This window comes from Geodermatophilus sp. SYSU D00815 (assembly GCF_054050035.1).
Map to the genome: position 1 here is coordinate 26,061 of NZ_JBJGYO010000006.1, position 13,195 is coordinate 39,255.

The 13,195-nt window shown below is 77.5% G+C and carries 12 protein-coding genes; 9 read left to right on the forward strand and 3 right to left on the reverse strand.

Going from position 1 to position 13,195, the window contains the following annotated elements:
- Positions 1-6 precede the first annotated feature (6 nt).
- A complete protein-coding gene (locus ACI78S_RS08830; RefSeq protein ID WP_456972285.1) occupies positions 7-870 on the reverse strand; it encodes an alpha/beta hydrolase in 864 nt (287 codons plus the stop codon).
- Positions 871-957: 87 nt separating this feature from the next.
- On the opposite strand from ACI78S_RS08830, the gene ACI78S_RS08835 reads away from it, so the two are divergent.
- Positions 958-2,061, forward strand: a complete 1,104-nt coding sequence (locus tag ACI78S_RS08835; protein ID WP_456972287.1) for a hypothetical protein — start codon at positions 958-960, stop codon at positions 2,059-2,061.
- Positions 2,058-3,176 (forward strand): hypothetical protein, encoded by a 1,119-nt coding sequence (locus tag ACI78S_RS08840; RefSeq protein WP_456972289.1) that lies wholly within the window; start codon positions 2,058-2,060, stop codon positions 3,174-3,176. The genes ACI78S_RS08835 and ACI78S_RS08840 overlap by 4 nt, the downstream gene beginning before the upstream one ends.
- Here ACI78S_RS08840 and ACI78S_RS08845 read toward each other — a convergent pair.
- Together ACI78S_RS08845 and ACI78S_RS08850 are read right to left on the reverse strand one after the other, a co-directional pair.
- The gene (locus tag ACI78S_RS08845) at positions 3,167-3,823 is read right to left on the reverse strand and encodes a response regulator (RefSeq protein WP_456972291.1); all 657 of its coding nucleotides are present in this window, start codon (positions 3,821-3,823) and stop codon (positions 3,167-3,169) included. The genes ACI78S_RS08840 and ACI78S_RS08845 overlap by 10 nt on opposite strands.
- Positions 3,820-4,962 (reverse strand): sensor histidine kinase, encoded by a 1,143-nt coding sequence (locus ACI78S_RS08850; RefSeq protein WP_456972293.1) that lies wholly within the window; start codon positions 4,960-4,962, stop codon positions 3,820-3,822. Before ACI78S_RS08850 ends, ACI78S_RS08845 begins: the two co-directional genes overlap by 4 nt.
- A 173-nt stretch (positions 4,963-5,135) precedes the next feature.
- Here ACI78S_RS08850 and ACI78S_RS08855 point away from each other — a divergent pair, with 173 nt between their 5' ends.
- The 7 genes from ACI78S_RS08855 to ACI78S_RS08885 all read left to right on the forward strand — a co-directional run bounded on the left by ACI78S_RS08855 (position 5,136) and on the right by ACI78S_RS08885 (position 13,190).
- Positions 5,136-7,298 (forward strand): MMPL family transporter, encoded by a 2,163-nt coding sequence (locus tag ACI78S_RS08855; protein ID WP_456972295.1) that lies wholly within the window; start codon positions 5,136-5,138, stop codon positions 7,296-7,298.
- Positions 7,299-7,361: 63 nt separating this feature from the next.
- On the forward strand, positions 7,362-7,829 hold the full coding sequence (locus ACI78S_RS08860; RefSeq protein WP_456972297.1) for a group II truncated hemoglobin: 468 nt from the start codon (positions 7,362-7,364) through the stop codon (positions 7,827-7,829).
- Positions 7,830-7,953: 124 nt separating this feature from the next.
- Entirely contained in the window at positions 7,954-8,721 is a 768-nt protein-coding gene (locus ACI78S_RS08865) for an ABC transporter ATP-binding protein (protein WP_456972299.1), read from the forward strand.
- Entirely contained in the window at positions 8,718-10,067 is a 1,350-nt protein-coding gene (locus ACI78S_RS08870) for an ABC transporter permease (protein ID WP_456972301.1), read from the forward strand. The genes ACI78S_RS08865 and ACI78S_RS08870 overlap by 4 nt, the downstream gene beginning before the upstream one ends.
- A gap of 53 nt (positions 10,068-10,120) precedes the next feature.
- Complete coding sequence (locus tag ACI78S_RS08875) at positions 10,121-11,386, forward strand: sensor histidine kinase (protein WP_456972303.1); 1,266 nt, start codon at positions 10,121-10,123, stop codon at positions 11,384-11,386.
- Positions 11,338-11,979 carry a LuxR C-terminal-related transcriptional regulator gene (locus ACI78S_RS08880; protein ID WP_456972305.1) on the forward strand — a complete coding sequence of 214 codons (642 nt, stop codon included), beginning with the start codon at positions 11,338-11,340 and terminating at the stop codon, positions 11,977-11,979. Before ACI78S_RS08875 ends, ACI78S_RS08880 begins: the two co-directional genes overlap by 49 nt.
- Before the next feature lie 149 nt (positions 11,980-12,128).
- Positions 12,129-13,190: a GGDEF domain-containing protein gene (locus ACI78S_RS08885; RefSeq protein WP_456972307.1), complete on the forward strand. Its 1,062-nt coding sequence runs from the start codon at positions 12,129-12,131 to the stop codon at positions 13,188-13,190.
- Positions 13,191-13,195 lie beyond the last annotated feature (5 nt).

A 13,195-nucleotide genomic window follows, 5' to 3' on the forward strand; every position in this document is an offset into this window, starting at 1 on the left:
CCGCGGTCAGCGCTCGTCGAGCACCTCGCGCAGCCGCGCCGCGAACGCCTCCGGCTGCCCCTGCTGGCCGAACTCCCCGCCGAGGAAGCCGCCGTGGCCGCCGGGGAACACCACCGCCTCCTGGCCCAGCGCCTCGGCCAGCGCCACGGACGTGCGGCCGGTGAGCAGCCCGTCGGACTCGGCGCCGACCGCGATCACGATCCGCGTCGGTGCCGCCCGCAGCGCCGCGACGTCGGGGCGGTAGGCGGTGATCGCGTTGGAGACCCCCGACAGCAGCGGGTCCTGGCGCGAGCCGTCGTCGTCGGCCGGCAGGCCGAACGCGGCCGGGTCCGGGGTGGGGGAGGCGGCGTGGTCCTCGGTGAGCTCGCCCCGCCACGAGGTCAGGGCGATGAACGCGGCCATGCCGGTGCCCCAGCCCTTCTCGTGGTAGGCCGCCTGCACGTCGCGCTCGGCGGCGAACGCCCGGTCGGCGTCGGGGAGCAGGGCCAGCAGGGGCGGCTCGTGCGCGACGAGCGTGCGCACGTCGCCGGGGTGGGCGGTCACCAGGGCGAGCGCGCTCACCGCGCCGCCGCTGCTGGCGAACATCTCCACCGGCCCGGCGCCCAGCGCCTCGAGGATGCGGTGGACGTCGTCGGCGTTCTGCTCGGGCGTGTGCTCGGGGCGGCCGTCGTGCCGCGTGCTGCGGCCCAGGCCGCGCGGGTCGTAGGTGACCACGGTGCGGTCGGGGAAGCACGCGGCCAGGCTGCCGAACCCGGAGGCGTCCATGGGCGCGGCGATCAGCACCAGCGGCGGGCGCCCGTCCGCCGTCGGCAGGGGACCGCGGACGTCGTAGGCCAGGGTGGCCGCGGGGGTCTCGAGGGTGCGCGTCATGACCGGTCAGACCGCCCGGGCGCTCCCGGCTCATCGTTCAAGCGCTCCGCAACCGGCGTCCAAGCGGGACCGCGCAGGGTACGGGTCGTGAGCTCCTCCTCCCGACGGCGCGCGCTGGCCGTCCTCGCCGCGCCGGCGCTGCTCGCGGCCTGCGCCGGCCCCGGCGCGGCCGCCGCCGACGGCGTCGACGTCTCCTTCGACCGGTTCTCCTGGGCCGACGGCGTGGCCGTGGCACCCGACGGGACCGCCGGTGTGCTGCTGCAGGGCCGGTACGACTCCGGCCTGGTGCAGGTGCGCGACGGCGAGGTGGCGCAGGAGACGTTCGTCGACGACACGGCCCACGCCGTGCTGGCGCACCCGGACGGGTCGTTCCTGCTGGTCGCCGAGAACGACAGCCACGCCGACCTGCTGGTCGTCGTCGTGCCGCCGGCCGGCGCCGCCGACGAGGACGACCCCTACGAGACCCGGCCGGTCACCCCGGACCCGGCGCTGGAGGACGAGCACCCGGTGACCGCGGCCCTCTCGCCCGACGGCGACACCCTCTACGTGGCCTACACGGCCGGCGACCTCGACCTGGGCTCGCGGGCGGAGGTGCTCGCCGTCGACGTCGCCACGGGGCAGGTGCTCGCCTCGCGCGTCCTCGGCACGGGGAGCGCCCACCCGACGGGGGTCGTCGTGGCCGACGACGGCGCGACGGTCACCGTCGTCGTCGGGACGGCGGACCTGACCACGCAGGTGTGGCGGCTCGGCCCGAAGCTCGGCGACGCCGGCGCCCCGACCGTCGAGGTCGACGGCCACCCGGTGACGCCGCCCGCCGTCGGACCGGACGGCGAGCTGTACCTGCTGGCCGACCCGGGGGCCGAGGGCGGACCGGTGCTGGTCCGGCTCGCGGCCGGCGCGTCGACGCCGGTGCGGATCGCCGAGCTGCCCGGCGGGCCGTACGACGACGCCTTCGCCCTGGCCGTCGACGGCGACGGCGCGCACGTGCTGGTCGCCGCCCGCACCGGCGCCGACCGGACGCCGACGTACACGCTGGTCGACGTCGCCCGCGGCGAGACGTCCGAGCCCGTCGGGCTCGGCGGGCGCGGCGCCGCGCTGGCGGCCGCGCCCGCCGGCGACCGGCTGCTCGTCGCCGGCGTCGCCGAAGACGACGGGGGCGAGCGGCGAGCCGTGCTCTGGAGCGTCCCGTGAAGGCGCTCGTGCTGGTCGCCGCCCTGGTCCTCGCCGCGGCCTGCACCCCCGGCGGCGCCTACGGAGCCCCCGGTGAGCTGCGCGAGATCGACGTCAGCGTCCCCGAGCAGCCGTGGGGCGGTTCCCCGCTCAGCTACGCCGACGACGTCGCCGTGGCCGGCGACGGCACGTGGGTCGTCTTCTCCGGCGGCTACCACGACACGGCGGTCACGCGGGTGCGCGACGGGGAGGTGGTCGCGCAGGGCCACCTGACCGGCGACGGCCTGGCCGCGGTGGTGCGCGACGACGGCTCGGTCGCGCTGCTCACCAAGGACACCGACGGCACCGCGCTGCACGTCGGGGTCGTGCCGCCGGGCGGCGACCCGGACGAGGTGGAGCCGCTCACGACGCGGCCGGTCGACCCGCCGCTGCTGCTGGAGGACGAGTACGCCGACGTCCCCGCCGTCCTGGCCCCGGACGGGCAGGACGTCGTCGCGCTGGTCGACCCGGCCGACGGCGGGCCGGCGTTCGTGCGCCTGGACCCCGCGACCGGCGCGGTGGAGGCCCGGTTCGAGCTGGACGCCCCGCCGGCCGCCTGGGTGCTCGGCGCGGACGGCGGCGAGCTGGTGCTCTTCCTGGCCGACGGCGGGCGGACGCGGGTGGTGCGGCTGCCGGCCGACCTCTCCGGGCAGCCGGGGGAGCCCGTCGTCCTGCCCGGGGACACCCGGATGGCCGCGGTGGCACCGGACGGGGTGCTGTACGTGCTGCTCGCCGGCGGCGGCGGCCTCGAGCTGCGCGCGCTGCAGCCGGGCGCGGCGGAGGCGGTGCGGCTCGCGCGGGTGCCCGACGACGACGCGGCCGTCCCGCAGGGCGAGTACCGCGACCTGGCGGTCGACCCGGCGGCCGGGGTGGCGTTCCTCGTCGGCTCCGGCGGCGAGGACACCGACCGCCCGGAGCCGTTCCTGCTCGCGGTCGACCTGGACGGCGGGGAGGTCGGCGAGCCGCAGATCCTGGCCGGGGACGGCGGGGTGGCCGCCGCGACGGTGGTCGACGGCGCGCTGCTGCTGGCCGGCACCGTGGCCGAGCCCTACGAGGACGGCTACCGCGCGGTGCTGTGGACCTACGCCTACGCCTGACGCGGCACGGCGCCGGCCTGCCAGGCGATCGCCACCAGCTGGGCGCGGTCGCGGGCGGCGAGCTTGGTGAGCAGCCGGCCGACGTGGGTGCGGGCGGTGGCCGGGCTCATGTGCAGCGCGCGGCCCACCTCCTCGTTGGACAGCCCCCGGGCGACGGCGGCGAGCACCTCGCGCTCGCGCTCGGTGAGCTGCCCGAGCAGCCTGCCGTCCGCCGGGGGCGGGGCCTGCAGCGCGGCGGTGAGCACGCTGCGGGTGACCGCCGGGTCGAGCACCGCCTCGCCGGCGGCCGCGGCGCGCACCGCGCGGCGCAGCGCGTCCGGCTCGGTGTCCTTGAGCAGGAAGCCGCAGGCCCCGGCGCGCAGCGCGCCGAAGACGAGCTCGTCGTCGTCGAAGGTGGTCAGCGCCAGCACGGCGGTGCCCTCGAGGGCGGGGTCGGCGACGATCCGCCGGGTCGCCTCGATGCCGTCCACGACCGGCATCCGCAGGTCCATGAGGACGACGTCCACGGGCGCCGACCGCAGCCGGTCGAGGGCGGCCCGCCCGTCGCCGGCCTCCCCGGCGACCTCGAGCCCGTCGCCGCGCTCGAGCACCGCGCGGACGCCGGCGCGCACCAGCGGCTGGTCGTCGACGACGAGGACGCGGATCACGCCGGGGTCCGCACCCGGTCGGCGGCCACCGGCAGCACGGCGCTCACCGCGAAGCCGCCGCCGGGCCGGTCGCCGGCACGCAGCCGGCCGCCGAGCAGCGCCACCCGCTCGCGCATGCCGAGCAGGCCGTGGCCGGCCGCGGTGCCGGCGGCGCCGCGGCCGTCGTCCTCCACCCGGACGGTCAGGTCGTGCTCCCCGTGCGCCACGGTGACCGTGGCCGAGCCGGCGTGCGCGTGCCGCAGGACGTTGGTCAGCGCCTCCTGCACCACCCGGTGCGCGGTGGCCTCGACCGCCGCCGGCAGCGGCCGCGGGTCGCCCTCGACCGCCAGCCGCACGTCCAGGCCGGTGGCCGCGGTGGCCGCCACCAGCTCCGGGACGTCGGCCAGCCCGGCGACCCGCCGGTCGGCCGCGGCGTCGGGGGTGCGCAGCAGGCCGACGGTGCCGCGCAGGTCGGCCAGCACGTCGCGGCTGACGTCGCGGATGGTCGCCAGCGCCCGCCGGGCGGCGGCGGGGTCGTCGTCGAGGGCCTCGGTGGCGACCGCGGCGTGCAGGGTGACCACGGCGACGGCGTGCCCGAGGGAGTCGTGCACGTCGCGGGCGATGCGCATCCGCTCCTCGGCGACGCGCTCCTCGGCCTCCTGCCGCAGCCGCTCGGCGGTCTCGGCCCGCAGCCGGCGGCGGGTGTGCAGCGCGTCGCCGAGGGCGAGGACGGCGGCCAGCAGCGCCCCGGAGAGGACTAGGTCGTAGCCGAGCACCATGCCGGCGTCGTCGCCGGGGGAGGGCTCGACCAGCCGGTACCAGGTGGAGAGGAACAGCAGCCCGCCGCCGACCGCGGCGCCGGTGCGCCACCGGCCGGCCTCGGCGACCGAGTACAGCGCCGGGGCCAGCGGCACGACCAGGCCGATGGCGGAGTAGCCGAGGAGGTAGTAGGTCCAGACGAGGGCCCAGGTGAGCGCCAGCGCGAGCACCGGCCGGTGCCGCAGGAACAGCATCGGCAGGGCGAGCGTGGCCAGCAGCAGCCAGGCCCACACGTCGTCGGGGCGGGCCTCCGCCTCCAGGTGGGCGGCCAGCGCCGCCCACGACGGCAGCACCGCGGCGGCGGCGAGGGCGACGTCGACGCGTCCGGGGCGCCAGCTCATGCGGCGAGGCTAGGGCGTCGGGGCGCGCCGCGGCGTCCGCGCACGGGCGTATCTGCCCGCCGCGCGCTACGTCGAGGTGCGTACCGCGGTCGGGTCCGCGGGCGGACGACGGCGGCGCGGCCGGTTCCTAGCGTCCGGGGGCGTCGTCGCCCCTCGCCCGTCAGGAGCTCCCCGTGCTCGCGTCCCTCGCCCGCTTCTGCGTGCGGTCCCGGTGGAAGGTCACCGGGGCCTGGCTGCTCGCCGTCGTCGTCCTGTCGGTGCTGTCCGGCGCGGTCGCCGGGCCGACCAGCGACGACTTCGCGCTGCCCGGCTCGGAGAGCCAGCGCGCCGCCGACCTGCTCGCCGACGCGGGGTTCGCGGCCCGCTCGGGCACGCAGGCGCAGGTGGTGCTGCACGACCCGGAGGGCGTGGACACCCCGGCGGTGCGGGCGGCCGCCGGCGACCTCGCCGCCGCGATCGAGGCCGAGGTGCCCGGCGCGGAGGTGACGAGCCCCTTCGAGCCCGGCGGGGAGCGGCAGGTGGCGCCCGGCGGCGAGACCGCCTACCTGCAGGTCGACCTGCCGCAGCGCGATCCGGCCGAGCTGACCGGGGCGGCCGACGCGCTCGACGCGCTGCGCGCCGACGTCGACGTGCCGGGCCTGCAGGTGGAGGTCGGGCTGGCGCTCGACGAGGACGAGGCCGGCGGCCCGCCGGCCGAGGTGATCGGCGTGCTGGCCGCCGCGGTGATCCTGCTGGTGGCGTTCGGCTCGTTCCTCGCGATGCTGCTGCCGCTGGTCGTGGGCGTGCTCGGCGCCGCGTGCGGCATCGCGGTGATCGGGTTGGCCGCGCACGGGATCGACGTGCCCGGCTTCGCCGGCGCCGCGGCCGGGATGATCGCGATCGGCGTCGGCATCGACTACTCGCTGCTGGTGGTGACCCGCTTCCGCGAGGCGCTGCGCACGGGCGTGCCGGTGGCCGACGCCGTCGCGCTGGCGCAGCACACGGCCGGCCGGTCGGTGCTCTTCGCCGGGACGACGGTGGTGATCGCCTCGCTCGGCCTGGTGCTCATGGGCATGGAGCTGATCACCGGGGTGGCGCTCGGCATCGCGGCGTCGGTGCTGGTGACCATGCTGGGCGCGGTCACCCTGCTGCCGGCGCTGCTCGGGCTGGTCGGCGGGCGGATCGACCGCGTGCGCGGCGGCCGGCGGCGGCTGGGCCGCGCCGGTGACGGCTCGGGCCGGACGGCGGAGCGCTGGGCGCGCGTGGTGCAGCGCCGGCCGGTGCTCGGCGTCGCCGGTGCGCTGGCGGCGCTCGTCGTCCTGGCGCTGCCGGTGCTCGACCTGCGGCTCGGCTTCAGCGACGCCGGCACGCTGCCGGAGGACAGCACCGCCCGGCGCGCGTACGACCTGCTCGCCGAGGGCTTCGGGCCGGGGGTGAACGGCCCGTTCGTGGTGGCGGTCGCCGGCTCCGACGCCGGCGCGGCCGCCGCCGACCTCGCCGGCGACCTCGCCGACGACCCGGGCGTGGCCGCGGTGAGCCCCCCGGTGCTCTCGGCCGACGGCGCCACGGCCGTGCTGCAGGTCGTGCCGACGTCGGCGCCGCGCGACGAGGCGACCACCGACCTGGTGCACCGGCTGCGCGAGGACGTGGTGCCGGCGGCCGTGGACGGCGACGTGGAGGTGGCGATCGGCGGCGCGCAGCCGGCGGCGGTCGACTTCGCCGACTACACCGCCGAGCGGTTGCCGCTGTTCCTCGCCGTCGTCCTGGGCCTGTCGTTCGTGCTGCTCACCGTCGTCTTCCGCGGGCTGCTGGTGGCCCTCAAGGCGGTGGTGGTGAACCTGCTGTCGATCGGGGCGGCCTTCGGGGTGCTGGTGGCGGTGTTCCAGTGGGGCTGGGCGGCCGACGCCCTCGGCGTCGAGGGCGTGGCGCCGATCGAGGCGTGGGTGCCGATGATGCTGGTCGCCATCGTGTTCGGGCTGTCCATGGACTACGAGGTCTTCCTGCTCTCCCGGATCCGCGAGGAGTACGACCGCACCGGCGACGACGCCGCGGCGGTGGCCACCGGCCTGGCCCGGACGGCGCGGGTGATCACCGCGGCGGCGGCGATCATGATCTGCGTCTTCGGCAGCTTCGTGCTCGGCTCGGCGCGGGAGCTGCAGCTGTTCGGCTTCGGCCTGGCGGCGGCGGTGCTCGTCGACGCCACCCTGGTGCGGCTGGTGCTGGTGCCCGCGGCGATGGAGCTGCTGGGCCGGGCGAACTGGTGGCTGCCGCGGTGGCTGGACCGCGCGCTGCCGCACGTCACGGTGGAGGGCGCGCCGTCGCCGCGGCCGGAGCGGACCCCGGCGCCGGTGGGCTGAGCGGTCGCGCCGCGAGGAGCGACCCCGTGTCGCCCGGGCGGGGTCCGGGGCCATCCTGGCCCGATGGCGACGGACGACCCGACCATCTACGAGTGGGCCGGCGGCCGGCCCGCCTTCGAGCGCTGGCTCGGCCGCTTCTACGACCTGGTCGAGGCCGACGACCTGCTGGCGCCGGTGTTCGGCGGCCGCGTCAGCGAGCAGCACCGCCGCGACGTGGTCACGTGGTGGTGCGAGGTGATGGGCGGCCCGGCCGAGTACACCGCCGCGCTCGGGGGCTACGAGCACATGCTCGGCAAGCACCGCGGCCTGCACATCAGCGGCGAGCAGCGGCTGCGGTTCGTCACGCTGCTGTCCCGGGCCGCCGACGAGGTGGCGCTGCCCGACGACCCCGAGTTCCGCGCCGCGCTGATGGGTTACGCCGAGTGGGGGACCCGGCTGGCCGTGCACAACTCGGGCGACGCGACCGACGTCGTCGAGCACGCGCCGGTGCCGCGGTGGGGCTGGGGGGTCGCGCCGCCCTACCGCCCCTGAGCGCGGTGGGCTTTTCCCCACCCCGAAGAGGCTGGTCAGTGCCATGTCCCGGCGCCCGCGGCGTTCCTAGCGTCGTCCCCGGGCGGTGCCCCCCGCACCGCCCGCGGACGAGAGGAACGACGAGATGACGAACGCACGCGCAGCGCTGGAGCTCAGCGGCGTCACCAGGGTCTACGGCCGCCCGGGCACCGAGGTGCGGGCCCTCGACGGCGTCGACCTGAGGCTGGTGCCCGGCAGCTTCACCGCCGTCATGGGCCCTTCGGGCTCGGGCAAGTCGACGCTGCTCAACTGCGCGGCCGGGCTGGACCGCCCCACCGAGGGCACCGTCACCGTGCAGGGGCTGCCGCTGACCGCTCTCGACGAGGACCAGCTGACCCGCTTCCGCCGGGAGGAGCTGGGCTTCGTCTTCCAGGGCCTCAACCTGCTGCCCTACCTGACCGCGCAGCAGAACGTGGAGCTGCCGCTGCGCCTGGCCGGCCGGCGCCCCGACCGCACACGGGTGGCCCAGGCGCTCGCCGCGGTCGGGCTCGAGGACCACGAGCGGCGGCTGCCGGCCGAGCTCTCCGGCGGCCAGCAGCAGCGGGTCGCGATCGCCCGCGCGCTGATCACCCAGCCCGCCGTCCTCTTCGCCGACGAGCCCACCGGCGCGCTCGACAGCGCCGCCGCCCGCGAGGTGCTCGCGCTGCTGCGCGCCGCCGCCGACCTGCGCGGCCAGACGGTCGTCATGGTCACCCACGACCCGGTCGCCGCGGCCACCGCCGACGAGGTCGTCTTCCTCGCCGACGGCCGGATCGTCGGCACGATGGCCCAGCCGACCCCCGACGCCGTCGCCGGTCAGCTCGCCCACCTCGGCGAGCTCGCCGCCGTGGGCGGGACGGCGGTGGCCCGGTGACCGGCCTCGCGTGGCGCTCGCTGCTCTCCCGCCGGACGGCGTTCGTCGCCACCGCGCTGTCGGTGCTGCTCGGCACCGCGGTGCTGACCTCCTTTCTGACCCTGCTCGAGACCGGGCTGGCCGACGGCGTCAGCGCCGTCGACCGGGAGACGCTGGTGACCATCGCGTCGGTGGTCGGCGGCTGGGGCACGGTCATCGTGCTGTTCTCGGTGGCCTCGATGCTGGCGCTCACCGTGCGCCGGCGGGCCGAGGAGTTCGCGCTGATGCGCACGATCGGCACCACCCGCGGCCAGGTGCGCCGGATGGTGCTGGCCGAGTCGATGACGATCGCGGTCGCGTCCGCGGCGGTCGGCGTGCTGCCCGGCTGGCTGCTCGGCCGGGTGGTGCTCGACCTCCTGCAGGAGGGCGGCCTGGTGGCGGACGGCGTCGCGCACGCGCTCGGCTGGCTGACGCTCACCTCGGCGCTCGGGGCGGTGCTGCTCGCCTGCGCCCTCGCCGGGGTGCTCGCCGCGCGGTCGGCCACCCGCGGCTCGGCCCAGGACGCGCTCACGGGCAGCCGCACCCGCCGCGAGCGGCTGGGCGCGTGGCGGATCGTCGCCGGCAGCGTGTTCGTCTCCGCCGGGATCACCTTCACCGTCCTGACGCTCACCGTCACCGCGCGCAGCAGTGACCCGTTCGCCGCGATGCAGACGGCCGGGCCGGCGTCGATCTACTGGTCGGTCGGGCTGGCGCTGTTCGCCCCGCTGCTGCTCCGGGCGGTGGCCGCGGTGAGCGCGCCGCTGGTGCGGCTGGCCGTCCCCGACGTCCCCGGGTACCTGGCCGTCCAGCACGCCCGGCGGCGGGCGCACGACCTGGCCGGTGTCCTGGTGCCGCTGCTGGTCTTCGTCGGGCCGGCGACCGGGACGCTCTACCTGATGCAGATCGAGAACAGCACGACCGCCGACAGCCTCACCGGCGACACGGTCGGCCTGATCAACTACCTGGTCGTCGGGATGATCGCCGTCTTCGCCGCGATCATGGTGGTCAACGGCACGGTGGCGGCGGTGGCCGACCGGCGGCGCGAGTTCACCCAGCAGCGGCTGGCCGGGGTCACCCGCGCCGAGCTGGTCACCACGGCCGGCGCCGAGTCCGCCGTCCTGCTGGTGGCCGCGCTGGTCCTCGGCGGGCTGGCGTCGCTGGGCACGGTGATCCCGTACAGCGTGGCCAAGACCGACGGCTGGCTGCCCACCAGCCCGTGGCTGTTCCTCGGCGTCGCCGCGGTCGCCGTCGCCGTCGCCCTGGGGACGGCGGTGGCCGCCACCCGGCGGGCGGTCGCCGGGCCGGTGCTGCGCCCCTCGCCGGTGTGAGCCCGCAGGCCCAAGGCGTCCCACCGCCCGCCCGGCGGTGGGACGCTCTGGCCGTGGACGCCCCTGCCGCCGACGGGATCGCCTTCCCCGGTCTGCTGCCGGTGGACGGCGCCGCGTTCCGGCAGCGCCTGCGGCTGGCCGGGCTCGCGCTGCTCTCGCTGCTCGGGTCGATCGGCTCGCTGCTGCTCTTCCTCGTCACGACCGCCGCGATCGGAACGACGCCGGCGGTGGTCGGCGGCGTGCTGCTGCTCGGCCTGGTGCCGCTGCTCGCCGTCGTCACGCGGGTGCAGCGGCGGGTGACCGGCCGGGTGCTGGGCCACGAGCTGACCGCGCGGTACGCGCCGGCACCGCGGGACCCGGTGCGGCGGCTCGGCGCCTGGGCGCGCGACAGCACCCGCTGGCGCGACTACTCGTTCCTCGCCTACGACGGCACCGGCGGCCTGGCGATGTCGGCGGCCGTCGTGGGCCTCACCGTCCTGCCGTTCTGGTACCTGGCCGCGCCGTTCGTGCTCGGCGGCGGCTGGTGGTGGATGTGGCTGCTGGCGGGGCCGGCGGCCGGGCTGTGGTGGCTGCTCACGCCGCTCCTGGTGCGACCGCGGTTCCTGGCCGGCGCGCACGTGCTCGGCTGGTCGCCGGCCGCCGAGCTGGAGCGCGAGGTCGAGCGGGTGACCGCCTCCCGCGCGGCCACCGTCGACTCCGCCGCCGCCGAGCTGCGGCGCATCGAGCGCGACCTGCACGACGGCGTCCAGGCCCGGATCGCCTCGCTCGGCATGAACCTCGGGCTGGCCGAGGTGCTGCTGCGCCGCGACCCCGACGCCGCGGAGGAGCTGCTCGCCGAGGCGCGGCTGGGCGCCACCACGGCGCTGGAGGACCTGCGCAGCGTGGTGCGGGGGATGCACCCGCCGGTGCTCGCCGACCGCGGGCTGGCCGGCGCGGTGGAGGCGCTGGCGCTCGACGTCGCCGTCCCGGTGACGGTGTCGGCAGCGCTGCCCGGCCGGGCCCCGGCGCCGGTGGAGAGCGCGGTCTACTTCGCCGTCGCCGAGGCGCTGGCCAACGTGGTCAAGCACAGCGGCGCGACCCGCGCCTGGGTGCGGCTCTCGCACGACGGCGGCGTGCTGCGCGCGGTGGTCGGCGACGACGGCCGCGGGGGAGCCGACCCGGCCGCCGGCACCGGCCTGGCCGGGGTGGCCCGCCGGGTCGACGCCTTCGACGGCACGCTGACCGTGACCAGCCCGCCCGGTGGGCCGACGAGCGTGGAGGTGGAGGTGCCGTGCGCGCTGTCGTCGTCGAGGACAACGCCCTCCTCCGGGACGGCCTGACCCGCATCCTCGAGGCGCACGACCTCGAGGTGGTCGCGCTGCCCGACGCGCTCGGGCTGGCCGAGCGGCTGGACGGGGCCGACGTCGCGATCCTCGACGTGCGGCTGCCGCCCACGCACACCACCGAGGGGCTGGTGGCGGCGGTGGAGCTGCGCAGGGCGCGGCCGGCGTTCCCGGTGCTGGTGCTCAGCCAGTGGGTCGAGCAGCTCTACGCCCGCGAGCTGATGGCGTCGGGCGAGGGGGCGGTGGGCTACCTGCTCAAGGACCGGGTGAGCGACGTCCGCTCGTTCGTCGCTGCCGTGCACGCGGTGGCCGGCGGCGGCACGGTGCTCGACCCGCAGGTGGTGTCGGCGGTGCTCGCCGCGGCCGACCGGCGCCGGGCCACCGACGCGCTGACCCCGCGGGAGCGGGAGGTGCTGGAGCTGATGGCGCAGGGCCGGTCGAACGCCGGCATCGCCGCGGCCCTGGTGGTCACCGAGAAGGCCGTGGGCAAGCACATCAACAACATCTTCGCCAAGCTCGGCCTGGAGATGGCCGGCGACGACAACCGCCGCGTCCTCGCCGTCCTGCGCTGGCTGCAGGACCGCGGCTGAGGGCCGCCGGCGGCGGCGAGCGTGCCCGCGGGTGTCGACTCGAGGTGGCATCGCGCCGGCCGGAGACCACCGCCGTCCGACACGGGGTGGGGTCACGGCCGCTCCGCTGACCTGGGATTTCGCGGCCGGGTCCGTTAGCCTGACTCATCGTGCGCGCTCTCCCGGACACCCCCGGCACGGGCTTCCTGCGGCACATCCGGGCGCGCGACCCGCAGTCGGCCGCCCGCAGCGCGGCCCAGATCCTCGTGCTGGCCACCGTGGCGATCGCGGCGTGGACGCTGCTCGAGCACTCGGTGCAGACCCCGCTCGCCCGGGCGGTCTCCTGGGCGGTGGTCGCCGTCCTCGCGCTGACCGCGGTCGTCCACCGGGTGGTGCCGCCCGAGCGGCTGGACCGCGCGGCGGCGGGCGCGCTGATGTCGGTGGGCGGCGTCCTGCTCGGGTGCTGCCTGGGCCTGCTCACCCACGACACCTCGGCGGCGGCGCAGTCCTTCCTCGCCCTGCCGGTGATCTGGGCGGCGTCGCACCTCAAACCCGCGGGCGCCGTCCTGGTCACCGCCACCACGCTGGTGGCCGACGCCGGGACGCTCCTGCTCCTGCTCCCCGTGGGGGCGGCGCTGGAGAACCTCGTCTTCTTCGGCGGCGTGCTCATCCTGCTCGCCACCGTGCTCGTCCGGGCCGGGGCGCGGCAGGAGCGGCTGGTCGCCGCGCTGGAGTCGCAGGCGCGGGTCGACTCGCTGACCGGCCTGGTGAACCGCCGGGTCTTCGAGGACGCCCTGCACACCAGCGCCCGCCGGCGGGGTTCCGGGACGGCGCTGCTGCTCATCGACGTCGACTCGTTCAAGACGATCAACGACCGGCACGGCCACCCGGCCGGCGACGAGGTGCTCGTCCACCTGGCCCGCGTGCTGCGCGAGCAGGTGCGCGCCGACGACGCCGTCCTCTCCCGCCTGGGCGGCGACGAGCTGGCCGTGCTGCTGCCCGGGTGCTCCGCCGAGGCCGCGGAGCGCCGGGCCGAGGCGCTGCTCGCGGCGGTCCGCGCGGCCCCCGTGGCGCTGCCCGACGGCACCCGGCTGCCGCTGTCGATCAGCCTCGGCGTGGCGCACCTGCCGCGGCACGTGGACAGCCTGCACACGCTCTACTCGGCCGCCGACGCCGCGCTCTACGACGCCAAGCGCGCCGGGCGCGGGTGCGTGGCGGTGGCCGCGGCGTGACCGCC

Coding starts and splice junctions, on each gene's coding strand:
- ACI78S_RS08830 (WP_456972285.1), bottom strand. CDS start 870: ATGACGCGCACCCTCGAGACCCCCGCGGCCACCCTGGCCTACGACGTC.
- ACI78S_RS08860 (WP_456972297.1), top strand. CDS start 7,362: ATGGCGACGGACGACCCGACCATCTACGAGTGGGCCGGCGGCCGGCCC.
- ACI78S_RS08865 (WP_456972299.1), top strand. CDS start 7,954: ATGACGAACGCACGCGCAGCGCTGGAGCTCAGCGGCGTCACCAGGGTC.
- ACI78S_RS08850 (WP_456972293.1), bottom strand. CDS start 4,962: ATGAGCTGGCGCCCCGGACGCGTCGACGTCGCCCTCGCCGCCGCCGCG.